General features: G+C 62.5%; 21 protein-coding genes, 1 tRNA gene and 1 pseudogene. 11 read left to right on the top strand and 12 right to left on the bottom strand.

From position 1 onward, the window contains the following. Together DL86_RS08675 and DL86_RS08670 are read right to left on the bottom strand one after the other, a co-directional pair. Nucleotides 1-1,367: malate synthase G (locus tag DL86_RS08675; protein WP_036260384.1), on the bottom strand; the 1,367-nt coding region annotated here is incomplete at its 3' end. Nucleotides 1,368-1,719: 352 nt separating this feature from the next. Next, a complete protein-coding gene (locus tag DL86_RS08670; RefSeq protein WP_036260207.1) occupies nt 1,720-2,589 on the bottom strand; it encodes a phytanoyl-CoA dioxygenase family protein in 870 nt (289 codons plus the stop codon). A gap of 462 nt (nt 2,590-3,051) precedes the next feature. Here DL86_RS08670 and DL86_RS08665 point away from each other — a divergent pair, with 462 nt between their 5' ends. From DL86_RS08665 to DL86_RS08650, 4 genes are all read left to right on the top strand, one after another. Next, the gene (locus DL86_RS08665) at nt 3,052-3,363 is read left to right on the top strand and encodes a hypothetical protein (protein ID WP_245276309.1); all 312 of its coding nucleotides are present in this window, start codon (nt 3,052-3,054) and stop codon (nt 3,361-3,363) included. Between the two features lie 198 nt (nt 3,364-3,561). Further along, nucleotides 3,562-4,302, top strand: coding sequence for a YkgJ family cysteine cluster protein (locus tag DL86_RS08660; RefSeq protein WP_036260205.1), 741 nt, complete (start codon nt 3,562-3,564; stop codon nt 4,300-4,302). A gap of 146 nt (nt 4,303-4,448) precedes the next feature. Continuing rightward, a complete protein-coding gene (locus DL86_RS08655; protein ID WP_036260203.1) occupies nt 4,449-4,856 on the top strand; it encodes a hypothetical protein in 408 nt (135 codons plus the stop codon). Between the two features lie 210 nt (nt 4,857-5,066). Beyond that, complete coding sequence (locus tag DL86_RS08650; RefSeq protein WP_036260201.1) at nt 5,067-5,894, top strand: universal stress protein; 828 nt, start codon at nt 5,067-5,069, stop codon at nt 5,892-5,894. A 152-nt stretch (nt 5,895-6,046) separates the two neighbouring features. Here DL86_RS08650 and DL86_RS08645 read toward each other — a convergent pair whose 3' ends face one another. The 3 genes from DL86_RS08645 to DL86_RS08635 are packed head-to-tail and all read right to left on the bottom strand — an operon-like array spanning nt 6,047 to nt 9,098. Continuing rightward, nucleotides 6,047-7,168 carry an ABC-type transport auxiliary lipoprotein family protein gene (locus DL86_RS08645; protein WP_036260199.1) on the bottom strand — a complete coding sequence of 374 codons (1,122 nt, stop codon included), beginning with the start codon at nt 7,166-7,168 and terminating at the stop codon, nt 6,047-6,049. Nucleotides 7,169-7,175: 7 nt separating this feature from the next. Further along, the gene (locus DL86_RS08640; RefSeq protein ID WP_051953010.1) at nt 7,176-7,964 is read right to left on the bottom strand and encodes an ABC transporter ATP-binding protein; all 789 of its coding nucleotides are present in this window, start codon (nt 7,962-7,964) and stop codon (nt 7,176-7,178) included. Between the two features lie 3 nt (nt 7,965-7,967). Beyond that, a complete protein-coding gene (locus DL86_RS08635) occupies nt 7,968-9,098 on the bottom strand; it encodes an ABC transporter permease (protein ID WP_425348907.1) in 1,131 nt (376 codons plus the stop codon). Between the two features lie 391 nt (nt 9,099-9,489). Here DL86_RS08635 and DL86_RS08630 point away from each other — a divergent pair, with 391 nt between their 5' ends. The 6 genes from DL86_RS08630 (at nt 9,490) to DL86_RS08605 (ending at nt 17,369) form a co-directional block, all read left to right on the top strand. Further along, entirely contained in the window at nt 9,490-9,669 is a 180-nt protein-coding gene (locus DL86_RS08630; RefSeq protein WP_036260196.1) for a hypothetical protein, read from the top strand. Between the two features lie 349 nt (nt 9,670-10,018). Then, nucleotides 10,019-10,507, top strand: coding sequence for a DUF992 domain-containing protein (locus DL86_RS08625; RefSeq protein WP_245276308.1), 489 nt, complete (start codon nt 10,019-10,021; stop codon nt 10,505-10,507). Nucleotides 10,508-10,948: 441 nt separating this feature from the next. Beyond that, entirely contained in the window at nt 10,949-12,568 is a 1,620-nt protein-coding gene (locus tag DL86_RS08620; protein WP_051953034.1) for an arylsulfatase, read from the top strand. Nucleotides 12,569-12,679: 111 nt separating this feature from the next. Next, on the top strand, nt 12,680-13,708 hold the full coding sequence (locus DL86_RS08615) for an HAD family hydrolase (RefSeq protein ID WP_036260194.1): 1,029 nt from the start codon (nt 12,680-12,682) through the stop codon (nt 13,706-13,708). A 188-nt stretch (nt 13,709-13,896) separates the two neighbouring features. Further along, entirely contained in the window at nt 13,897-14,868 is a 972-nt protein-coding gene (locus DL86_RS08610; protein WP_036260370.1) for a SphA family protein, read from the top strand. Between the two features lie 152 nt (nt 14,869-15,020). Next, complete coding sequence (locus DL86_RS08605) at nt 15,021-17,369, top strand: multiheme c-type cytochrome (RefSeq protein ID WP_162180411.1); 2,349 nt, start codon at nt 15,021-15,023, stop codon at nt 17,367-17,369. A gap of 160 nt (nt 17,370-17,529) precedes the next feature. On the opposite strand, the gene DL86_RS08600 is transcribed toward DL86_RS08605, so the two are convergent. Further along, nucleotides 17,530-17,625 (bottom strand) — tRNA-Sec (locus DL86_RS08600). Nucleotides 17,626-17,649: 24 nt separating this feature from the next. Here DL86_RS08600 and DL86_RS20740 point away from each other — a divergent pair. Beyond that, entirely contained in the window at nt 17,650-17,841 is a 192-nt protein-coding gene (locus DL86_RS20740) for a hypothetical protein (RefSeq protein ID WP_036260191.1), read from the top strand. On the opposite strand, the pseudogene selB reads toward DL86_RS20740, so the two are convergent. From selB to fdxH, 6 genes and pseudogenes are all read right to left on the bottom strand, one after another. Beyond that, nucleotides 17,764-19,596: pseudogene (gene selB / locus DL86_RS19210) on the bottom strand (selenocysteine-specific translation elongation factor); the annotation flags it as partial. The gene DL86_RS20740 and the pseudogene selB overlap by 78 nt on opposite strands. Continuing rightward, the gene (locus tag DL86_RS08575; RefSeq protein ID WP_036260366.1) at nt 19,593-20,426 is read right to left on the bottom strand and encodes a tetratricopeptide repeat protein; all 834 of its coding nucleotides are present in this window, start codon (nt 20,424-20,426) and stop codon (nt 19,593-19,595) included. The pseudogene selB and the gene DL86_RS08575, both read right to left, overlap by 4 nt. Next, nucleotides 20,413-21,840, bottom strand: coding sequence for an L-seryl-tRNA(Sec) selenium transferase (gene selA / locus DL86_RS08570; protein ID WP_036260185.1), 1,428 nt, complete (start codon nt 21,838-21,840; stop codon nt 20,413-20,415). Before selA ends, DL86_RS08575 begins: the two co-directional genes overlap by 14 nt. 7 nt (nt 21,841-21,847) lie before the next feature. Next, nucleotides 21,848-22,765, bottom strand: coding sequence for a formate dehydrogenase accessory protein FdhE (gene fdhE, locus DL86_RS08565; RefSeq protein ID WP_036260182.1), 918 nt, complete (start codon nt 22,763-22,765; stop codon nt 21,848-21,850). Between the two features lie 146 nt (nt 22,766-22,911). Further along, nucleotides 22,912-23,610, bottom strand: coding sequence for a formate dehydrogenase subunit gamma (locus tag DL86_RS08560; protein WP_036260363.1), 699 nt, complete (start codon nt 23,608-23,610; stop codon nt 22,912-22,914). Next, the gene (fdxH, locus tag DL86_RS08555; RefSeq protein ID WP_036260180.1) at nt 23,607-24,554 is read right to left on the bottom strand and encodes a formate dehydrogenase subunit beta; all 948 of its coding nucleotides are present in this window, start codon (nt 24,552-24,554) and stop codon (nt 23,607-23,609) included. Before fdxH ends, DL86_RS08560 begins: the two co-directional genes overlap by 4 nt. Nucleotides 24,555-24,566: the final 12 nt, after the last annotated feature.

The raw sequence follows: 24,566 nt of genomic DNA, 5'->3' as shown, positions 1-24,566 counted from the left end.
CCGGTGTTGATGAAAAACACCCGGTCGGCGGCGGCCGCGATGCAGGCCTTGAGATTGAGCGTGGTGCGGCGCTCCTCGTCCATGATTCCCATTTTCAACGTATGCCGCGGCAGGCGGAGCAGGTCCTCGACGCGGCCAAAAAGGTCGTTGGCGAGCGCGGCCTCGGCCGGCCCGTGCAGCTTCGGCTTGACGATATAGACCGACCCGGAGCGGCTGTTGCGCAAGGCGCGGCCCGGCGCCAGATCATGCATGGCGATGAGGGCGGTGATCGCGGCGTCGAGGATCGTCTCCGGGACGGGCCGTCCCTGCGCGTCCAGCACCGCGTCGCTGAACATGTGATGCCCGACATTGCGGACCAGCAGAAGGCTGCGCCCATGCAAGGCCATCGGCTCCCCGTCCCGACCAATGTAGCCGCGGTCCGACGCTAGACGGCGGTCGGCAAAGCGGCCCTTCTTGTCGAATCGCGCGCTCAAGCTCCCCTTCATAAGCCCGAGCCAATTGCGGTAAAGGGCGACCTTGTCCCTTGGATCGACCGCGACGACGCTATCCTCAAGATCAATGATCGCGCTTGGCGCGGATTCAAGAATGACATTGGCGATGCCGGCGAGATCGTCGCGCCCGATTGGGCTCTTGCGATCGATTCCGATCTCGATATGCAGGCCATGATTGCGCAACAGGGCGCAGGCAAGTTGCGTCGCGCGTCCCTTATAGCCGACGAATTGCTCAGGATGGCGCAGGCCTGCCTGTTGGCCGCCTTGCAAGCTTGCCAGGAGCGCGCCCTCCTCCACGCAGAAGCCTATGACGTCCTTGTAGGAGCCCGCCGCTAGCGGCGCCGTTTCATCGAGAAAATTGCGGACCCATGCGATGACAAGCTCGCCGCGTTTCTTATTGTAGCTTTTGCCGCGCTCCGCGCCGTCGGTTTCGGGAATGACATCCGACCCGTAAAGAGCATCATAGAGGCTGCCCCAGCGCGCGTTGGCGGCATTGAGGACATAGCGGGCGTTCGACGCCGGAACGACGAATTGCGGCCCAGCCTGCACGGATATCTCGCTGTCGAGATTTTCGGTGCGAATCGTGAAATCGGCAGGTTCAGGCTCAAGATAGCCGATGTCGCGCAGAAAGGACTCATACGCCGCCGGATCGAAGGGCTGACTGGCGGGGGCGCGATGATATTGGTCGATCTTTTCCTGCAGCTCGCCGCGAATTTGCAGTTGATCGCGGATTCGGGGCGTAAAATCCGCGATCAGCGCGGCGAGGCCGGTCCAGAATTTCGAGGCGCCGACGCCGGTCCCGGCCAAGACTTCACAGGTGATGAAATCACGAAGATCCTCGGCGATGCCGATGCCGCCGACTTGCGCGTAGGCCATGACTCTCTCGTCCGTTTTGCCGGCCGCCCCGCCCAACGCCCGAGCGTGGGCGAAGACTCATGCGCGATCTTAAGGAAGATGCGGATTTCCGGACAAGATCATGCGTAGGAACAATGAGCACGATCGCCTCCATTTGAAGGATCTTGCCCTTGGAGCCCTTTCCGCAAATCGGAAAGCAGCGCTAGCTCTTTGTTTTATAGCATTTTCCTGACGCGAACCGGCGACCGTTTCGCTTGAAAATGCTCTAGCAGCGAGCGTCGCCTATAGCAAGCTGCGCCGACTTGCCAAATCTCGGCCAAGTCTCGGCCAAGTCTCGCGCGTAATTGCCGACGGGCCCTCCGTCGCGGTGCGCTCAACGGGCGGCGCGGGCGGCTATCCTCGGCCCTATGTCGACGAGATTATCCTCGCGGCGCAACGGCAATCGGACGCAGGAGCGAAGGGCCTCGGGCGATAGCGCGAAATCGGAGGCGCCGTTGGCCGTCCATTCGCAGAGCATCATTTTGCGGGTCAGCGAAGCGTCGGCGCAGGAAAAGGCGCCATGCGCGATGGAGGGGTTGAAGAAGACGATATCGCCCTTGTTCAATTGAAAGGCGACTTTTTCCGCCTCCTCGATCCGGTCCGCCACCTTGGCGCTCACGAAAGGCCAAGCGCGGTTGTGGAGCCGCATCCAGGATTTGGCGTCGCAGGATTGAGGCTGAAGCACCATCTGCTCGTAGAGCGCCATCAGATCCGGACGCTCCGCCAGCACTTCTCCGCAGAGCTTCGGCGCGAGGCTGCGATGGGAGCCAGGCAGGAGATAGAACCGACCGCTTTCGGGGTGAATATCCTCGAGCGCGCACCAGGTTCGGCAAACGCCGTAGGGCGGCTCCGGCGAGCGGAAGGCGGTGTCGACATGCGCGCGCATGTCGCCTGGCCCCCACAAAGCGCTGCGCGCGAAGGCGAGAGAAGGCTCGGCTTCGAAAAGCTGACGCAAAAGCGATCCAATAATGCGATTGAAGATCAGGCCGCGCGCGGCTTCGCCCTCCTGATGCAAATCGAGCACGGCGACCATGAGCTCATCATCGACCGCCATCGGGAGCGCTGAAAGCGCCGCCGCGTCGAAGACGCCATATTTGCGCAGCAGCGCGGCGACGTCGACGATATGCGCATCGATAAGATCGTGCGGAAGAACATTCTCGACGACGACGAACCCCTGATCGCGGTACTCTTCACGCCAATCCATCTATTCAACCTCCTTTGCCGCCGCTATTGTGCGCCTCATCCAACGCGGATATGGCATTTGCGTGGTTTACGCGCCCTGTCGTCGCCGATTGAGCGACGCCCTCTTGCGCGCCGCAACGACGAAAATACGTGACGCGGCTGATATTATGTAATAATAATATATTTCGATGCGCAACCCCTTATCGCATCGCGAGATGTCCGCGCCGCGCCGTCGGGGGCCACCCAGAGGATGGCGGCGCATCTTTGGCATCTTGACGGCGCGCGCGGCCCCGGCTTTCTTCCTCGCTGGCCGCGTCGCGCGCGCCTGTCATTTACTTAAAGGCCCAGCCCGCGCGCGCTCCCGAGCTATGCCCGTCACTCGCAATTTCCGAAAATTGTCATTGACTCGTTATATATTATAACTTTATAGCGTGTCGCGACGAGCTAGACGATGCGGCTCTCACTATAGCGCCAGGAGCATAAAATGACGCAAGCGACCGAATCAACCATGGAATTAGCGGAGACCAACGAGGCCTCGGCGGCTGCCGAAGCCGCCACATCCCGCATCGGCCGGGGCGATGGGAAACTTGGCGAAGTGATCATCCACGCCCGCTTCCATCCGACCGGGCTTGTCAACTCCATCAACCAGCGCCCCGAACATCTCAGCCCACAGGAATGGTTCGATCGGCTGTGCCGGGCGGCGCCCCTGGCCTATCAGCCCTTGGCGGGCGGACGCGGCGTCTTTCGCATCAAGAGCGACATTTTCGACGCCATCTGGAAAGAAAACGCAGTCTGATCACGCTGTCCGACGCACGAGCAAGGCTAAAATAATGAGATAGAAGCAAGCGCGATTCCGCTCGAACACATCATGCTATCGGGCAGAAACCCGAGCGCATTGCGAAACGCCGTAAAAAGATGCAAGGTTATTAACTTGCCCCCTTGCTTTGCCGTATAATTAAGCGAAAGCGGCGCGGGTCCCCTCGGGAAATTGAAGATGCCAATCCTCGATCAGTCCAATCCCCTGCCGTTTTTCAAGTCCCTCTATCACGGCTTCAACGCAAGATTGGGAAGCCCGGCGGATCGTCGCGATTCGATCGAAGACATCTTGACCTATGCTTTTGAAAGCTTCGAGCGCGGCGTCGAGCATGCTCCAGAAAATCTCGCCGCGCTCGCCTGCCACGGCGGGTGCGCGAGCTGTTGCACGATCCGCGTCGCGGCCACGGCGCCAGAAATTCTGCTCATCGCGCGCGCCATCAAATCCTCGCCAAAAACCATGGAATTTGAACTCAGCCGCAAAATCGCCGGCGCCGATCGCGCGACGCAGCAGCTGGACGAGCGGCAACGCATGGAATCTGGCTTTGCCTGCCCTTTCATCGCCCGCGACCTTTGCGTCATTTATTCGGTGCGGCCCTTGGCCTGTCGCGGACATGCCTCTTTCGACGAGCGGGCCTGTATCGACGCCCTGGCTGGCCGCGCCTGCGACGTGCCGATCTCCGCGCTGCATATGACGGTTCGAAGTCTTGTGCAGAATGCGATGCAGGCGGCATTGCGCGACGCCGGCCGCGCCTGGGGCGTTTACGAACTCAACCAAGCCTTGCATATCGCTCTTGCGGATGACGCCTGCGAGACTGTTTGGGCCCAGGGCGTAGACGTCTTCGCCTCCGCTCTCATCGCCGATGTCAGCCTCGAGGAAATGGCCGAGACCTTCGACGCCCTCAAGGCGCATATCGCTTAAGAGCGCTCCTATCCGAGCCCGCATCTTCTCATCGCACTCGCCCGACGATGCAGTTCCTTGACGGGCGGGCCAAGCGGGATCAGGATGACGCGCATGCTGGCGGTCCTCAAAGCCCGCAGCGCTGCGGCTCACTTTTTAGGCGATGAATGGCTTCCCCCTCCACCCCGCGGAAAGGCGGCAGTTCCGCCTCGCTCATTCCTTTGATTGGCCTCGCCGTCTTCGTCTTGATCGGCGTTGGCGTCACCGGCTTCATGGAGCAAAGGCATTTGCAGACGGCCGGCTCCGTGAGCGACAGCTCGATCTTGGGAGAATGGCGGGCGGCCGACAAGCCCTGGCGCATCATATTTCGGGCCGACAAGACGCTTGGCATGACCATCGGCGATTCATCCGACCCGGAGCCCGGCGCCTATCAATTGGCGTCCGGCGGGATCGTTTCGGTCACACTGAAGAACGGAAAAACGTTCACGGCGACTTTTAGAGAGTTCACACCCAATCAGTTTGATCTCGTCGACTCGGAGAAACAGGCTGTAACGGTCTTCGCCAAGGCGCCTTAGGCCAGCTAGGGCGCTTTTAGTTTCGGCGGAATCAGAAAGCAGCTCTAGGTTTTTGTTTTGTCGCATTTTCTTAATGCCAACCGGCATCCACTTCGCTCGAAAATGCTCTAGCGGCCCGCAATCCGACTTGACCAAGATCAAGGCGGCGGGCAATCCGAAAGTCTAGATCCAACGAGCGCAGCCTGAAACCGACGTCGAGGGAAACCGGCCATGTCCTACGCAACATTGATGGTCTATCTCGACCTGGATCATTCAAACGACGCCCGCTTGAACATCGCCGGCGCCCTCGCCGAGCGCTTCGAGGCAAGCGTCATCGGCGTCGCCGCATGTTTGCAAACCATGCCGCTCTATTTCACCGATGGATTCGTGGCGGATTCGCTCATCGACCAGGATCGGGCGGAGATCGAAAAGCGTCTCTGCGCGACGGAAGAGCGCTTTCGCGCCAGTCTCGCGGGACGGGCGAAACGCATCGAGTGGCGATGCGCCATGACGCCGCCGACGGCCTATGTTGCCGAGCAATGCCGCGCGGCCGATCTCGTCATCATCGGCGCCAATCGCGACGGCGTGCGTCTCGATCCCTTGCGACAGCTGGTTCCAAGCGATCTCGTCACTGTCGCCGGCCGGCCGATCCTTGTGATCCCGCAGGAGGTGGAGGTCTTGGCAGCGAACCGGGTCATCATCGGCTGGAAAGACGCCCCCGAGGCCCGCCGCGCGGTTTTCGATGCGCTGCCATTGCTGCAGAGATGCGAAAAGGCGATCGTCGCCGAGATCGATGAAAATGATGATCCAAACGTCGCCCGCGCCCATGTCGACGACGTCGTCGCCTGGCTTCGTCATCATGGCGTGAACGCCTCAGGAACTGTCCGTCCCATGATCGCAAGGGCCTCCGAGGAACTCGATGCGGTCGCGCGCCAGGAAGAAGCCGATCTCATTGTCGTCGGCGCCTTCGGCCACAGCCGGCTCCGCGAATGGGTCCTTGGCGGCGTCACGCGCGATCTCATTTTGCGGACCCCGCGCTGCACGCTCTTCGCGCATTGAGCGCGAATATGCGATCAGATGAGGCCGCCTGATCGAGAAGCGCTCAGAGCATATTCCGAACAGATTGGTTCAATCTGTTCGGAATATGCTCTGACTTCTTGACGCTAAAGCGATTTCTGATCGATCGAATGACGCATTCGATCGGAAAGTGCTCAGAGCTTTTGCGCGGTCCATTGAACAAGTTCCGTGGCGCCCTGTATGAAAGCTTCATTGAGCGCCCGCGTCGCCGATGCCGGGTCCATGGCGCTCACAGGCGCCTCGGCGCGAAAGAGCTTGGAATCGGCGATCTTTCCATTCTGCGTCAGGATCTTGGCCATGAATTCGAGTTCGGCTTTCGCCGGCGGCCCGACCGAGATTTCAAATCTGTGGAGATCGATGAGAATCTGGGACTCGTTGCTCAGTCCGTCCGAAGGGCGTCCGACGGCGGCGAGGAAATTCGCATTCTCGAAGCTTTGGATGATCTTGGCCTGAAGCAGCTTGGACGCGCTGTCAGCCCATTGACCATTGTCCAGAAATGATGTCCCGCCATCGCTAGCCCGCAGGATTATGCGCTGCGTATCATTCGCCACCAAGGTCGTGGGATCGGCGATCACCAGTTGCTTGCCGGGTTTCTTGGACGGCGGCACCAAGACGCGGGGCGCGGTCAGATCGAAGGTCTGCGTCGGGCTTTTCGACTCGCCGCCGGTCATTTTTTCAAGGCCGGCAAGGATTCCATCGACGCGACCCGCATTGCGAGAAAGCGCGCTAGAGAATGTGTCTAGATTGGCGATCGCATCGTGGAGCTGGTCCGAATTGTCGGAGAGGATCTTATCGATCCGACCAAGCACCTGCCGCGCCGCCTGCGTGAAATCGCGACCAGCAGAGGCGTCGGCGATCAGCAAAGGCGGCTCGCCAAGTACGCCCTTGAGCACGGGCAATCCGGGCGATCCTCCTTCGAGCGCTACCGAGGGGCTGCCCATCAGGCCCTGGACATCGATTCGCGCCTTCGTATCGGTCCGCAGCGGCGTTGCCGGATCGATAGCGATCGTGACGAAGACCTGCTTGGGATTCTCGGCGCTCAACTGCAGATTGGTGACTTCTCCGACGCGGATGCCATTGAACGAAACTGCGGCGCCCATCAGCAATCCCGAGATCGAATCCTCGAAGCGCACGCGATAGACGGCGCGCGCGCCAAGGCCGCCTGTCGCATGCAGCCAGTAGACGAAGCCGAACCCGGCCATGCCAGCGACAAGAACGAACAGACCGACAAGAATATATCGCGCGCGCGTTTCCATCGTGACCTCAATGCGTCGAAGCGGGCGTCCCGGAAACGCCGCGGGCGCGTTTACCGCGAAAATAAGCTTTCACCCAGGGATGGTCGCATTCGAGCATCGCCGCGAGCGGACCGGAGGCGACCACTTTGCCGTCGGCCAGGGCGATGATGCGATTGCAGACGGTGTGGAGACTGTCGAGATCATGCGTGACCATGAACACGGTCAGGCCGAGGGTTTGCTGCAGCGTCTTGATCAGAAAATCGAACTCGCCCGCGGCGATCGGATCGAGGCCGGAGGTCGGCTCGTCGAGAAAAACGATCTCGGGGTCGAGCGCGAGCGCCCGCGCCAGCGCCACCCGCTTGACCATGCCGCCGGAAAGCTCCGCCGGCAATTTTCGCGAATCCTCGATGTTCAAGCCGACCATTTCGAGCTTCGCCGTCGCAACTTCCTCGTACAACGTTTGCGAAAGGGTGAGATGCTCGCGCATCGGAAATTGCACATTTTCCCGCGCGCTCAACGACGAGAACAACGCGCCCTGCTGGAAGAGAACGCCCCATCGCCGCTCCACCGCCTGCATTTCTTCAACGCTCGCGCGGTCGAGATCCTTGCCGAAAATAGCGATGCTGCCTCGGCGCTTGTGAATAAGACCGATGAGGGTGCGCAACAAAACCGACTTGCCGCCGCCGGAGGCGCCGACGATCCCTAAGATCTCGCCGCGCCGGACCTCGAGCGATACGCCATTGAGCACCGTTTGAGTCCCAAACCCCACCACAAGGTCGCGGACGCGGATGATCGCTTGATCGGATGAGACGCTCATGGCTCACATCCCGATCGAGGCGAAGAATATAGCGAAAAAGCCATCGAGGACGATCACCAGAAAAATCGACTTCACGACGGAAGCGGTGGTCTTCAAGCCAAGCGATTCGGCGCTTCCCGCGACCTGCATTCCCTCGGAGCAGGCGACAAGGCCGATCACAAGCGCCATGAAAGGCGCCTTGATCATGCCGACTTCAAAATGCTTCACCGAAACCGCCTCCTTCAGGCGGGCAATGTAGATCTCGGGGCTCATCCCGCCGTAAAGCCAAGCGACCAATCCGCCGCCGTAAAGAGCGCACATCGAGCCGAAGAATGCGAGGATCGGCAAGGCGCAAACCAAGGCGACGATCCGCGGCAACATGAGCACTTCCACCGGATCGAGCCCCATCGTGCGGAGGGCGTCGATCTCCTCGCGCATCTTCATCGAGCCGAGCTCGGCCGTATAGGAACTGCCGGACCGCCCGGCGACCATGATCGCGACGATGAGCACCCCAATTTCTCGCAGCACAAGAATGCCGACCAGATCCACGACATAATCGCCCGCGCCAAATTTCCGGAAATGAAAAATGCCCTGTTGCGCGATGATCGCTCCAATCAGAAGCGTGATCAGGAAAATGATCGGCAGCGCCTGCCAGCCAACCCGATCGAGATGATGGACGGCGGAGGTAAGACGGAATCTTCTTGGGTGGCGGAGAATCAGCGCCATGACCAGGCACAGACGTCCCGAAAGGTCGATGAGTCGGACAAGATCTTGGCCAAACTCGGTCGCCGCGACCCCGAGGCCTTCGAGCTTGGCGAGAATGGGGTTTTGCCTCTGCAGAACCGGCTGGTCCCGGCCGCAGGCGTGAATCTCATCGAGCAGATCGCGAAAGCGCGCGGGGACCTCGACCAGCCGCGCATCGAAACCCTGCTTTGCGAAATTGCGCGTCAGACGTTCGAGAAGCCAGGCGCCGAATGTATCGAGTTCGCCGATGCCAGCGATGTCAATATCAAGGCTGCCCGGGCGCTGCGCATCGATTTCGAGCGCATCAATCTTTCGCTCAAGCGCCTCCGCATGCGCGGCTGTCCAACTGCCGGAAGCGCGGACCGAAGGGCGCTGGCCACCGGCTCCCATGAGGATCAGTTCGGGCGCCAATTGATCGCTCCAGTCCCATCACAAGTCGCGCGCATTTCGCACTGCGCAAATCCTAGCGGGTTTGCCGGCCATGTCCAATCTGGCGCCTTGATTTTCTCTTGTGTTTTTTCCTGTATTTTCTCTTGTGTTTTCTACTCCATGCGGCAAGGGTCCTGACGCGTAGCTCGATCTACGAGCGCAAGTCTGGGAGACCAAGATCCGGGCGCGCAAGTAGACCCATCGTCTTGACTTGCTCAATATCTTGGAGATTCCGGCGCTATGCAATTTGGCGTTGCAGCCGATGCCCCTCTCCCGGAAGCTGGTCCAGTAACCAAGCCGATCCTGTAATGTCCAACAAGGACTCGTGAAGCAGCCTATAACCCAGTCGCAACCAACATTGAGGAGAGCCGCCATGCGCTATTTAATCGCCGCCTTGATCGCCCTGCCGATTTTTTATGCCGAAAGCGCATTTTCCGTGAAGGAAGCAGAAGCCGCGGTCTGCGCCCGTGGCGTGTACAGGGCCGGTTGCGTTGGCCCCAGAGGAGCTGTTGCGGTGCGGCGACCTCCGGCCCGGGCGGTCATCGTCCGCTGAGTCATCGGCGATCCGTAGCCATTACGATCCGCAAATTTGCAAGGTTAGCATTTTGCCGCGCTTCTTTATCGTTCGAATGGATCATTTGATCGCAAGAAGCTCGCTCAGGCACGCCGGGCGGGTTTCCTTGAAAGGCTGCTTTGCTATCGCATAAAGGGATTCAATTGGATCGGAAGACGGCTTCGGCGGTGCGATTGCAGAATGCCAAGGCCGCCCGCTTCAAATCAAAAGCCATGCCCTCGCCGGCCGGCCGGTAGTCGGGTAAGGTCAAGCCTGACGCCTGTTCCGCCCAAGCGGCGCGGCGGACAGGCGTCGCGATAATGCGCCTCCAATTGAAGGAAGAAACGCCTTGCTTGCACCAATCACCCGGTCCCCGCTCCTCATCGCCTCGATCCTGCTCAGCCTCATGAGCGGATCGGTCATGGCCCAATCCTACGCCAAGGCCGGCCTCCTGTCTTGCGACGTCTCCGCCGGAATCGGCATGATCCTCGTTCAAAAGCAGAAACTTCGCTGCACCTTCACCAACAACGCCGGGGGGCCGCCAGACCATTACATCGGCTCGATCTCGGAATACGGGGTCGCTCTTGGCGGCGTCGCCGCCGGACATCTTGTATGGGGCGTCCTCTCGGCCGTCTCCGGCGGCGTTCCGCATGGCGCCCTTGCGGGAAGCTACGGCGGCGTTGGCGGCGAAGCGAGCTTTGGAGCAGGCGTCGGAGCCAATGTGCTCGTCGGCGGCTCCAACCGCGCATTCTCGCTGCAGCCGATCTCCGTCGAAGGACAGGTAGGCATTAATGTCGCGGCTGGAATCACTGCGGTAATCCTCGAACCGGCGCCCTGACGCCCGGTTTTCCCTTGCCTGCGTGGCCGGTCCGTGCGCGTCATGGATCGACCACATGGTCGCTTCCGTTCGGGAGCCCTTTGCGCATCCGCCTCGTGCGCTTCCCAATCGGATGGAGCCATCCGATGGACAAGGGTTAAAAATGTTTGGATCGCAAAAGTCGACCAATATTTTTTCGAACATGCTCTGGTCGCTCAGGCTGATTGTCCCGTTTCCGAACGCTTCAACGCAATTCGCCTTCGGCGGGCGCAATGAACAAATTAAGCGCCGCAGGCTGAGGCTTCGCGGCGCTGATCGCCTTCGTAACCGTCCGGATCAAAGACCTTCGCAACCACCGAGGAACCATTCATGCCAAACTATTTCCGAACAGGGCTCTGCGGCCTTGCGGCGATAGCGCTAGCCTCGACCCTGCCGGGGGTGGCGGGATCGGCGCAGGCGCAGATGCGCAGGCAAGAACCAAAACCCACGCAAAAACAAGAGCAGACGCGCCCAGCCGCGCCAACTCCAGCGCCCGAGAACAAGCCCAATATCATCTTCATCATGGGCGATGACGTCGGCTGGTTCAATATCGGCGCCTATCACCAAGGCATCATGGCCGGCAAGACGCCGAACCTCGACCAGCTGGCCGCCGAGGGCGCACGATTCACCGACTATTACGCGGAGCCGAGTTGCACCGCTGGCCGGGCCAATTTCATTACCGGCGAATTGCCGATCCGCACAGGCCTCACCACCGTCGGCCAAGCCGGCGCCGACATCGGCATGCCGGCTGAAGCGCCGACCATCGCCACCGCTCTAAAGTCGCTTGGCTACGCCACCGGACAATTCGGCAAGAACCATCTTGGCGACCTCAACAAATACCTGCCCACCGTGCATGGCTTCGACGAATTTTTTGGCTATCTCTACCATCTTGATGCGATGGAGGACCCGTTCTGGCACTCCTACCCGCCCAAGTTGAAGGATGTGGTTGGACCGCGCAACTTGCTGCATACGTTTGCGACCGACGTCGACGATCCCGAGGAGCAGCCGCGCTGGGGCAAGATTGGCAAGCAGAAAATTGAGGATGCCGGGCCGCTGCCGCCGCACCCGATCCAGGGCGTCAAATATAATATGGAGACCGTGGACGACGCGATTCTCGATTTCTCCTTCAAGTTTATCGACAAGGCCGTGGAGCAGAAAAAGCCGTTCTTCGTCTGGCTCAATCCCACGAGAATGCATGTCATCACGCATCTTTCGCCAAAATATCAAGCGAAGCAGACGCCTGAGAACGGCTACTACACTGAAGAAGCGGGCATGACGCAGCTCGACGACATCGTCGGCTCCGTAATGAAGAAGCTTGAGGACTCTGGGCTCGACAAAAACACGATTGTCGTTTTCTCAACTGACAATGGCGCCGAGAATTTCACTTGGCCCGACGGCGGCAACACGCCTTTCGCCGGCGGCAAAGGCACCGTGCTTGAAGGCGGCCTGCGGGTGCCGATGATCGTGCGCTGGCCAGGCCATGTGCCGGCCGGAAAAGTCGAGAACGGGATCATGTCCGGCCTCGACTGGTTTCCCACATTCGTCGCCGCAGCTGGCGATCCCAACATCGTCGGCGAGTTGCTGGAAGGAAAGCAGCTTGGCGATCACACCTACAAGGTTCATCTCGACGGCTACGACCAGACCAGCTTGTTAACCGGCAAGGGCCCCTCCAACCGCCATGAGATCTTCTATTTCGCGGAAGGCACATTGGGCGCGGTTCGGATCGACGATTACAAATACCGCTTCATCGACCAGCCGAATGGCTGGCTTGGCGGCACGGTGAAGCTCGATTGGCCCGGCATCGTCAATTTGAGGCTCGATCCTTTCGAGCGGCTTGGCATGCCAACCGCCACCAACGGATCGCTCGCCTATTACGATTTCTTCGTCCATGAATTCTGGCGCTTCGTCTACGTCCAGAAGGAGGTCGGGGCCTACGCTCAAACCTTCATCGAGTTCCCGCCGATGCAGAAGGGCGCGAGCTTCAACATGGAGGCGGTGAAACAGCAGATCGAGGCCGCCCAGCGAAAATTCCAGGCTCAATAAGGCGATCCCGGCGCCGCGCCTTCCATCCCGGCGGAAAGGCGCGGCGCAACAAATAGGCGCACGCTTTATGAAAAGCTCGGCGCCCACATCTCACGCCGCTAGGAGACTTCGATGAAATTCATGAAGAACGCTTTTTGGCCCGGTCGTCCGGCTTCCGCGTTCTTCGCTCTGCTCCTCATCTGCTCCCGCGCGCAGGCGCAGAGCGACCCGCTGCCCTCCTGGAGCGAGGGTCCCGCCAAACAGGCGATCGTCGAAATCGTCAAGGCGACCACCGACCAAGCGAACCCCAACTTCGTCCCGCAGGAAGCCCGCATCGCCACATTCGATCAGGACGGCACGACCTGGGTTTCGCATCCCATATACACGCAGGTCGTCTATTGCCTGGAGCGGGTTCCCGCGGTCGTGAAGGCGAAGCCTGAACTGAAAAACGTCGAGCCGTTCAAGACTGTGCTCTCCGGCAACCGTGCGGCGCTGGCGAAGCTCTCATTGAAGGATCTCGAGAAGATCGCCGCGCTCACTCTCACCGGAATGTCCGTGGACGCATTCAAGGCGGAGGCGGAAAAGTGGATCGCGTCCGCCAAGCACCCGCGGTGGGATCGTCTCTACACCGAGTTGACCTATCAGCCGATGCTCGAGGTCATGCGCTATCTGCGCGATAATGGCTATAAAACCTACATCGTCACCGGCGGCGGCCAGGATTTCGTGCGGGCCTATTCCGAGCGCGTCTATGGCATCCCGCCCGAACAGGTCGTGGGCACAGCGGGCGCGACGAAATATGGCTATGACAAGAGCGGCAAACCCTTCCTGGTCAAAGAGCCCAAGCTGCTGCTGAACGACGACAATGCGGGCAAACCGGAAGGAATTCACCTGATGATCGGACGCCGGCCGATCATCGCCTTCGGCAATTCCACCGGCGACCGGCAGATGCTCGAATATACAAAGGCCGGCGACGGCGCCCGGCTGGCGCTCCTGGTCCTCCATGACGACGCGACCCGCGAATATGCCTATGGCCCCGCCCAAGGACTGCCCGGCACGAAGATCGGCGCCTTCACCCAAGCGCTTTACGACGAAGCGAAGAAGGATGGTTGGAAAATCGTCAGCATGAAAAGCGACTGGAAGCGGATCTTCTCTTTCGAATAGAGTTTCGGAAATAGCGGCCAGCAACCGGAGCGCGGTCACGCTCCGTGTCAAATCGGCAACTCTCTGGAAGAAAGCGGCCCAGCCGGTTGCGCTATATTGGGCCGCGCTTTCTAATGGCCTTCATTTTCTTCATTGTCGCCAGGGATGAGGTGCTGGAAATCCGGCAATCTCGATGGTCGGAGTGCAACATGAGAGCCATCGCGCGTCCCACCGCTCCAAGCGCCTTCTGCGCCGCATTGTGCCTCGCGGGCAGCTTGTCCCTCGGCCAGCCGGCGAGCGCGACGGAATATGGCCTCGGCAGCTATCTGCTCGGCTACAGTCTTCCTATGGCCGGCTATACGCCTCCGCCGGGAGTCTATTTCTCGAACACGTTTTATCTGTACCAAGGCAGCGCGAGCGCCAACGTCAAGTTTCCGGTTGGCAGGAACACCGTGGCCGGCGTGAGTTATAATTTCCTGTTCAACATCTCACAGGTCGCTTGGGTCACCGACGTCAAGCTTCTAGGCGGTTCGCTCGGCTTCGCCGCGCTGCTGCCTTTTGGCGGGGAGCGCACCTCGGCCAGCCTTTCCTTCACCGGGCTGCTCGGCGTCAACCGGAACTTAGGCCGGACCGCCTCCGTCGACGCCTTGGGCGACAGCGCCTTCGCCGCCTTCCTTGGCTGGGACGCCGGAGAGCATCATTGGAACGCGACCCTGACCGGCTTCGCCCCGACAGGCTACTATTCCTCCACAGCGCTTGCGTTCACCGGCTTGCACCGTCCCGGCGGAGATTTTAAGGCCGGCTATACCTACCTCAGCCTCCAGACCGGCATCGAGGCTTCCGCCGCGCTCGGCGTCACCGTCAACGCGATCAATAGCGCGACCAATTACCAGAGCGGCGCGGAGCTCCATTTCGAGGGCGCGCTCAATCAGCACTTTCCCTTTGGCCTCGCCATCGGCGCCGGCGGCTATTATTATCAACAGTTGACGGCGGATGGCGGCTCCGGGGACAGGCTTGGCGCCTTCAGGGGCCGCGTCGCCGCCATCGGACCGATGCTCAGCTATACGTTCAAGGAAGGGACGCAGCAACTGACCCTCAGCGGCCGATGGTTTCATGAGTTCGACGTCACCCATCGGGTCAGAGGAAACTCGATCTTCGCCTCGCTTAGTTTTCCGCTGTAGAGCGTGACGCCAAAAAAGCGTGGACTTTTTTGAATGAGATCGTGCGTTGCAAAGGAAGTTCGAGACCTGCGTCCGCCGACAGACTTACAAACCAGGCGGCGCCGAAATTGGATTTGCACGGTCGCGCGCGCATGCGCCAGCCAAGGATGCGGATGAGATCCGTCCATGCGCAAATGCGCTTCACTCTAATCCGGCGCATCGCCGTCCTCGCCCTCATCATATTTGCGGCCGCGGGCTTATCCGCCTGGCCAGCGAACGCCGAGGAGACGCCGGATTCCTCTCCAGCCAAATTCGTCGGCACCGCATCCTGCGCCCGGTGCCATGCGCCGGAGGCTGAGCGCTGGAAAAAGTCGCACCACGCCAAGGCCATGCAGGCGGCGACGCCGGCAACGGTCCTCGGCGATTTCGCCAACGCTACGCTCACCCATCACGGCGTCGTCACAACATTCAGCGGCGCCAAGGACAAGTTCATGGTGCGGACCGAAGGACCGGACGGCGCGCCGCACGACTATGAGATCGCCTACACATTTGGCGTCCACCCCCTGCAACAATATTTGATCGCCTTTCCTGGCGGGCGCTATCAAGCGCTCGGCATCGCCTGGGACAGCCGCCCCAAGGCGCAGGGCGGCCAACGCTGGCTTCCCCTTTACCCTGACCAGACCCTCAAAGCCGGCGAGCGCTTGCACTGGACCGGTGTGGACCAGACCTGGAACTATCAATGCGCCAATTGCCACTCCACCAATCTGCAAAAGAACTACGATCTATCGACCAATTCCTATGCGACCAGTTGGGCCGATGTGGATGTCGCCTGCGAGGCCTGTCACGGCCCCGGCTCCCGCCATGTAGCATGGGCCAAGGCGCATGCCGCGAGCCCATCCGGCGATATGGGCCTTGTCGTCCGGCTCGCGCCCGCCGACCACGCCCAATGGCGCATGAACGCCGCGACCGGGACAGCAGAGCGCGGCGGGCCATTGGCCTCGCAAACAGCCGCTGCCCAGGAAATCGACGTCTGCAGCGGATGCCACGCCCGGCGCAAAGCAATCGCCAAAAACCCCCTTCCCGGAGCGCCTTTCCTCAACTCCTACCTCCCCGCGCTGCTTGAGCCCGGCCTCTATCATGCCGATGGGCAGATCGATGGAGAGGTTTTCGAATATGGCTCGTTCCTGCAAAGCCGCATGCATCGCGCCGGCGTCGCCTGCTCGAATTGCCACGAGCCGCACGGAGGCGGGCTGCGCGCGGAGGGAAACGCGCTTTGCGGCCAATGTCACCTGTCGGCAAAATTCGACGCCGCCGAACATCACCATCACCAGGGGGGCGGCGCCGGCGCGCAATGCGTCAATTGCCACATGCCGCCGAAGACCTACATGGTCGTCGACGAGCGCCGCGATCACGGCATCCGAGTCCCTCGGCCCGACCTCGCCGTCGCGATCGGCGCGCCGGACGCCTGCACCCAATGCCATGCCGATAAGACCCCCGATTGGGCGGCGCAAAAGCTCGCAGTTTGGCATCCAAATGGCCGGCAGACCCAGCCCCACTTTGGGCTCGCCCTCCACGCCGGCCAGACCGGCGCAGCCAACGCTGAGTCTTTGCTCGACGCGCTCATTCTCGATCGGAGCCAACCCGCAATCGCGCGGGCAAGCGCCCTGCCGCTGCTCCCACCCTTCGCCACGCCAGCCTCGCAAGCGGCCATTGAGGCCGCAATCGCCGATCCTGACCCGCTTGTGCGGGCGGCGGCTCCGCGCGCCCTGCCCGCCGCTCCTGCCCGCGCCATGGTTCAGGCCATGGCGCCGCTGCTTGGCGATTCCGTCCGCGCTGTTCGGATCGAGGCGGCGCGGGCCTTGGCCGGGGCCGATCAACAGATGATGACGCCGGAGCAGCAGACCGCTTTCGCGGCCGCCTACCTTGAATTGTTCGACGCCGAAATGCTCGACGCCGATCGGCCGGAGGCGCATCTGAACCTTGGCCTGTTGGAGACCCGGATGCGCCGGCCGGCCGCCGCCGAGGAGCAATATCGAACCGCCTTGCGGCTCGACCCGAACTTCATTCCCGCGCTCGTCAACCTTGCCGATCTTGACCGAATGCGGGGCCGCGATGAGCAGGGCGCCGAACTCATCCGCAAGGCCCTGACGATCGAACCGAACAATGCCGATATCCGCCACTCGCTCGGTCTGCTGCTGGTCCGTCGGCGCAACTACGCCGAAGCGCTTCCCGAACTTCGCAAAGCCAGCGAGCTTGCCCCCGGCAATGCGCGTTACGCCTATGTCTACGCGATCGCGCTAAACTCCATTGGCGCGCGCGAACCGGCAATGGAGTTGCTGGAGCAAACGCATAAGCGGCATCCTTCGGACAGAGACGTGCTTCTCGCGCTCGTCTCGCTCGCGCGCGAATCCGGCGATCTCGCGACGGCGCTGACGCACGCGCGCGAACTCTCCGCGCTTTATCCGACCGACATTCAGCTTCGAATGTTGATTCTGGACCTCGAAAAACGCCAGGCGCGTTAGACTTAGGTGTTTGATTCCGGGATGAGGCGACGAGGATTGATCTTGAAGATTAAAGGATCCGCGCGGTCATGGTCCATGATGGTCGCCACATCCGGGGCGGCCGAAAGCGTTAACATGCGCCTCACGATCCTCTCTGAGGAGATCCGGGCGGCGAACGGTTTGGCGGAAGAGAGTGGGAGTCGAACCCACCAAGGACCGGCTCGCGGCCCCTCCCGGATTTGAAGTCCGGACGCCCCACCAGGGACGCTTCTCTTCCAAAACGCGCCGCCTCGTTCACGCCATGGCTCCGTTCAAGGTTTGGCTCTTGCCGGAAAAGATCGAGCCGGAGCCGATTGACGCGACGGAGATCGCCGCGCCGAAGGGTCACGCCATGGCGGTCGAAAAAATCGAGAATTTGGATCGCGACCTTACGGCCATTGTTCACGCGATCGCGGAATTGCGCCGCCGTGAACCAGCCATCGTCGGCCCTTGATGCGACATCGACGATGATCTCGACCATTTCGGCCACGACGCCGCGCGGAAAGAAATGGTCCTGCGCGATCTCATGCGCCAAGCCCATTCGGCTGGCGAGTTTCAAGAGCCGGCGAATCTCCGGCTCTGATGCGCCGACGAGCTTCTCGACGTCCCGTACGCGCGGCGGCCGGAAACGCTCCTCGCTGGAGAGCAAGGGCCGAATCGCGGACCAAAGCACTTCATCCTTCGCGCTCATCCGCGCCTCGTGGCCAAAGAGGCGCACCCACGCGCCGTCGAGACCGATCTCGCCGTCGCGGGCGAAGGCCTGCAGCGCGCTCCTGAACGCTGGCGCCGGCAGCCGCGGCTCGAGCTCCTGGCGCAGCCGCTCAAAGCCCATTCCGGCAAGGTCCGGGTTATCGAGATGGAAGACTGCGAGCCTGGCCAGCAGATCATCATGAAAGCGCGCGAAGGCCCCTGCCGACAGCGCGAAAACCGATCCGTTGCCCGAAAGCCGCGTCGCGCCGACAAGATTGGCAAGCGCGTCGGCTTCCGGGCTCGCCAGCGCCTGGTCGCGCGCAAACGCGGTCAGATCGAGGACGCGCGGCGGGGCGTCGAGCAGCGCTTTTAGCCTTTGTTCCGGTTCGGCCAGGGCAAGGGCGTCAAGCTGCGCGCTTCGCTCGGGCGTCCGGCGTTTGCGTCCGGGCGCGCGCAGATCGAGGAACCGGCCGCCGCCGATGGTGCGCTGGGCGGAGGTGTCCCGGATGACATAGCGATCCCCCGCCGCCGCCGCGATCGGCCGATCAAGCACAAGCTGCGCGCGCCCGCGTGTTCCCGGCGCGCCAGCGTCATCGGAAAGAAGCACGATGCGGGCCCCGACTTCGGCGGCGCCATGATGCAGCCGCACAGGAAACCAATGGCCAATCCGCTTCGGCTCATTCGGCAGAACCAGAAGCGTTGCGTCGATCCGATCGGTCGGCGCATGGAGATCGGGATCGAGCACGACGTCGCCGCGGCTGGTCGCATCCTTGGAGATGGCGTCGCCGGTAAGATTGAGCGCGCAGCGTTCGCCGGCCTCGCCGCGTTCGCTCGACCGGTTCTGGGCGTGAATCGAACGAACCCGCGCGGAGAGGCCTGAAGGACTGACGATAACGTGGTCGTCGACGCCGATCGACCCGGAAAGAACCGTCCCAGTGACGACAGTCCCCAAGCCGGCGAGCGTGAACGAGCGGTCCACCGCCAGCCGGAACCGGCCGGACGCCGCGCGCCGGTCGAACCTGCGGGCGGCGGCGAGGAGGAGACTTCGGAGGTCATCGATGCCGACTCCGCTCACGGTCGACACGGCGAGCGCAGGCGCGTCGGCAAGCGCCGTCCCGGCGAGTTCGCGCCGGACCGAAGCCTCGACCTCGGCGAGCCGGTCGGGCGACGCGAGATCCGCCTTGCCGAGCGCGATGACGCCAGCCTCGATGCCGAGCAGGTCGACGATCGCAAGATGCTCCCGCGTCTGCGGCATCACGCCGTCGTCGGCCGCGACGACGAGGATGACGAAGTCGATGCCGCTCGCCCCCGCGAGCATGGTGTGGACAAATTTTTCATGGCCTGGGACATCCACAAATCCAAGCGTTTGGCCGCCCTCCACCGGCAAATAGGCGAAGCCGAGGTCGATCGAGATGCCGCGCGCCTTTTCCTCCTTCAGACGATCGGTGTCGACGCCCGTCAGCGCCCTGACGATCGAGGTCTTGCCGTGGTCGATGTGGCCAGCCGTGCCGACGATCATCCCGCCGCCCCCCCAACCGCCGCCCTCAGAGGCAAGGCGGCGCGCCGCTTCGCCTCGCTCTCCTCATCGAGCGTCAGCGACGCCCGCACCGCCTCGAAGAAGGGCTGGGCGAGAGCGCTGCCGCCCTCGCGCGCCCGCAGCAGCCAGGCGAAGGCCTCGACGCCATCGCGCGGGACGCCGGAGCCGAGATGGCAAGCGGCGCCGAGCATCGCCTGCCCATCGGGCTCGCCCGCCTCGGCCCCTTGCCGCCACCAGCGCGCGGCCTCGACCGGATCGCGCTCAACGCCGAGCCCATTGTGAAAAATCATGCCCATCCGGGTCATCGCGGGGGCGACGCCCTGCTCGGCGGCGGCGAGCGCCAGGCGCCGCGCCTCGACGACGTCCCGCTCCATCGCTTCGCCTTCGAGCAGCATAAAGCTCAGCATGTCTTGCGCCGGTCCATCGCCCTGTTCGGCCGCCCTGCGATAGAGACCGGCGGCGCGGGCCTGATCCGGCTCGACGCCCTCGCCCTTGAACCAAAGCGCGGCCAGATTGCGCTGCCCGACCGGATCGCCGCCCTCCGCCGCCAGGGTGAGCCATTTTTGCGCGAGAAGAGGATCGCGCGGAACGCCGAGCCCTTCGGCGAAACAGGCGCCAATATTGTTCTGGGCGCGGGCCTGTCCCGCCCGCGCCAGCGGCTCCCAAAGATCAAGCGCCAGCCTGTAATCGCCCGCCTTCGCCGCGCTCAGCGCCGCCGCCATGGTCTCAGCGATGGTTTCGGCGGCAAGCGTCTTGGGAGCTTGCTTCTTGCTTCGCCCCAGGCCTTTGGTCAAATGGTCAAGCCATTTCATCGAAGCCTCCCGCGCCAAGCGCCGGATCGATCGAAGCGAGATTGGCGGCAAAGCCGGCCTCATCCTCCAGGCAGCGGAGATCGAGCAGGAGCGCGCCATTCTCGATCCGGCCGATCACAGGAATCGGCAGCCGCCGGAACGCAGCCGTTAGCTGATCCAGCGCCCTTCCGCCCCCCTTCTTCGGCGCAAGAGCGAGGCCGGCGCTCGGGAGGCTCGACAGCGGCAGCGCGCCCGAGCCGATCTGGCTGGCGCATTCGGCGCAAGATGTCATGAGCCCCTCCCCGAGCGCCTTCTGCACGGCTGGAGCGAGACGCTGCGCCATAGCCGCGATTTCCTCTAAAGGACGCGCCAGATGGCGCAGGGTCGGCAGACGTTCGGCGAGCCGGTCCGGATCGCGGTAGAGCTTCAGAGTCGCTTCGAGCGCGGCGAGCCGGATCTTGTCGACGCGCAGCGCCCGCTTCATCGGATTCTGATTGATCGTCTTGATCAGATTCTTGCGGCCAACGATAAAACCAGCCTGCGGGCCGCCGAGCAGCTTGTCGCCGGAAAAGGTTATGAGATCGGCGCCGTCGGCGACGGCTTCCCAAACGGTCGGCTCATGCGCGAGGCCGAAGCGGCGCAGATCAATGAGCGTGCCGGAGCCGAGATCGTTGACCAGCGGCGCGCCCGTGACGCGGCAGACTTCGGCGAGTTCGCGCGCGGAGACCTCGGCGACAAATCCCTCGATCCGGTAGTTCGACGGATGGACTTTGAGCACAACGCCGGTCTGCGGCCCGATCGCGCCGACATAATCCTTGAGGTGCGTCCGGTTGGTTGTGCCGACCTCGATGAGCCGCGCTCCGGCCCCCGCCATGATGTCCGGCATCCGGAACGCGCCGCCGATCTCGATCAATTCGCCGCGCGAGACGATCGCCTCCTTGCCAGCGGCGAGGCTGTTCAACACAAGCAGCACCGCGGCCGCATTATTGTTGACGACAGTGGCGTCCTCCGCCCCCGTCAATTCGCAAAGGAGGCCGCGCAAATGGTCGTCGCGTTCGCCGCGCTTGCCTGTATCGAGATCATATTCGAGCGCCACCGCCGCCTGCATCGCCGCCGTCGCCGCCTCGATCGCCGCCTCGGCGAGCACCGCGCGGCCGAGGTTCGTATGGAGCACAGTGCCAGTAAGGTTGAACACCTGGCGCAGCGGCGATCGCTCGCCGATCTCGAGCAGCTCCAACGCCGCGACGGCGAGGGCGTCGGTCTTGGGAAGCATCTGTCCCTCGCGAACGGCCAAGCGCGCTTCGGCGAGGACGGATCGGATCGCCGCTGTCGCGCCCGGCCGGCCGAAACGGTCGACGGCGGCGGCGCCAGCTTCGGTCTGCAGCAGCTGATCAACGGAAGGTAGTTTGCGCAGGCGCGCGATCGCATCCGACATGGTGGCCTCAATAGCCCGCCAAAAAGGGATTGACCCCGCCGCGCCGATAAGGACCGTCGCGCATCAACAAGTCTAGGCCAAGGCTCGCGACGTCGTCGGCGAAGGGGTCGATCCCGGGATCCTTGTGCTGATGCAGGATCTTTACCCAGCCGCGGCATTGGTCGCAGGTCTCGGCCTTGATGGCGCCCGCGCCGCCCTCGATCTCTTTATAGCCGATCCCCTTGGTCGAGCCGCAGAGCACGCATTTGATCCGAACGACGTTCCAAAGGGTCGCACAGAGCGAACAGGTGCAAAAACGCGCGCCATGGGCGCCCGGCCAGCCGACCACCATCGTCGCAGACGGAGCGCCGCCGCAGGCTGGGCAGGTCCCATCTCCGAGGGAAACGAGCGACCCCGCGGCGAGCCCGGCGGCGAGTCGGGCAAAGTGAATCTGGAGCGCCGCTGCGATATAGACGTGCTCGGCCATCGCCTCGACCGGCAGCGCATCCGCGAGCACGGCGCGCGCCATCGCTTCTTGCTCGGCCAGCCCCGCCTGCATCACGCGAGCAAGGGCGTCGGCCGCCGCCGCCGGCTGCTCGATTTTCTGCGCCGCCGCGAAGAGTCGGTCGAATGTCGCGGCCAAGGCCGCGTCGGCGAGGATGCGGCTTCGGTCCAGCGGCGGCATTTCGAATTTTTTTGCGCGGGCGAGCGCGTCGGCATCGGGGCGGGTTGGCTCGGGCAATCCGTCGAGAGTCATATTCTGCGCGGCGGCGAGATCGGCCAAGAAACGCAGATAAGGCGCAAGCGCGCTTGTTTCGGCCAAGGCGCGGAGCCGCGCGGCGCGCAGAGCGAAAAGGCGCATCGGGTCCGGCAGGACGACGAAGGGCGGCGCGGCGACATCGCCAATCGCCGTCGGATCCGGCGAGACCTCACCCTTGCGCGTCATATCGCTTCCTCACGAACCCACCGGGCCACGTGGACCTTATATCATGGGCGGCGGGGCCGACCCATGGTTCCCGCCACAAAACGTCGTCTCGTCAGAGCCGTCGCGACAGTTCGAGAGAGGCGCCGGCATGCGGCCCGAAATCCCGCTCATTTGGCATGAGTCGTTTTCGAGCGGCCATTCGGCAATTTCGCGGCGAGTTCACGCAGCCACTTGCGGTGATGACGCCACGCCCAGCCGCCAGTGACCGAGCCGCGCGTCATTGCCCGGATCGTGCCGCGCACCCAGATCGCCGCGTAGACATGGATGATCCAGACCGAGATCGCAAGCACCGCCGCGATCGCATGGACGAGCACCGCGACGCGCTTCTGCTCAATCGTGGTGAACTCGTAAAAATACTGATCCCAGATCACGACGCCGCTCGTAATCAGGACCAGGATCAGCGCCGACATCGACCAGAACACGAATTTCTGGCCGGCGTTATATTTGCCAAGTTCTGGCAGCCGCTCCTCGTGACCGGTCAGCACGTCACGAATCCGCGCAAGCCATGTGCCATCCTCCCGCTTCCAGAGATTGGCCTTCCAGAAACGCAGGAACAGGCCAAAGAAGCTGAAGAATAAGACGACGCCGATCCATGGATGAATCATCCGCGTGGTCTGGCCGCCGCCGAACAGGCCGGTGAGGAAGAACAGTTTTGGATGGAACAACGCCAGTCCGGACAAGGCGAGGAGCACGAGGCTCGCCGCCGTGATCCAATGGTTGATCCGGGCGCCCTTGGTGTAGCGGTCGACGATGACCGGATGACCCCGGTGAATGGCGTCGCCGGGCTCGATGTCGTCTGCGCTCATGATCTCCATCTCCGACCGTCCGCAAGCCGCTCGGCCGCATTTTCATCCGCGTCCGAAACGCGATTCGGCCCGGCGATGAGATGATGGACGAATCCGAAGGCCGCCGCGAAGCCGATGACGGCAAGGCCGGCATATTTGGTCACGCCCTTCCAAGCCTCGACGATCGGGCTGATCCTCGGGTTGTTCGGCAAGCCCGCGTAGATCTCCGGCTTGTCGGCATGGTGCAGCACATACATGACATGGGTGCCGCCGACGCCCGGCGGGTCATAGAGGCCGGCATTGGCGTAGCCGCGCGACTTCAAATCGGCGATCCGTCCTTCGGCATGCGTCTTCATCTCGTCCTTAGAGCCGAAGACAATCGCCTGGGTCGGACAGGCTTTCGCACAGGCGGGCCCTTGGCCAACGGCGACCCGGTCCGAGCACAAGGTGCATTTGGCGGCCTTGTGGGTGACCTCGGAAATGCGCGGGATGTTGAAGGGGCATCCCTTCACGCAATAGCCGCAGCCTATGCATTTATCATGGTCGAAATCGACGATGCCGTTCGAATATTGCACAATGGCGCCGGGCGCCGGGCAGGCCTTGAGGCAGCCCGGATCCTCGCAATGCATGCAGCCGTCCTTGCGGATGAGCCATTCGAGATTGTCGGTCTCGGGGTTCACCCATTCGGTGAAGCGCATCAGCGTCAAAGTGTTGGCGGTGAGGTCATGGGGATTGTCGTAGACGCCGACATTGACTCCGACCTCCTCGGTCAGATCGTTCCATTCGAGGCAGGCGGCTTGGCACGCCTTGCAGCCGATGCATTTCGAGACGTCGATCAGCTTCGCCACTTCGGTCTGGCGCTGCGCCGGCGGCGTGATCGTGGAGGCCGACCGGCGGATCAGATCCTGCGCGCCAAACGTCGGCCGTTGAGGCTTTGTCGTGGGATTCGGAATTGGTGGAAACATTACTCCGCCTCC

The sequence above is a fragment of the Methylocapsa aurea genome (assembly GCF_000746085.1).
Classification (GTDB): domain Bacteria; phylum Pseudomonadota; class Alphaproteobacteria; order Rhizobiales; family Beijerinckiaceae; genus Methylocapsa; species Methylocapsa aurea.
This window is presented reverse-complemented; position numbering and strand designations above follow the sequence as displayed.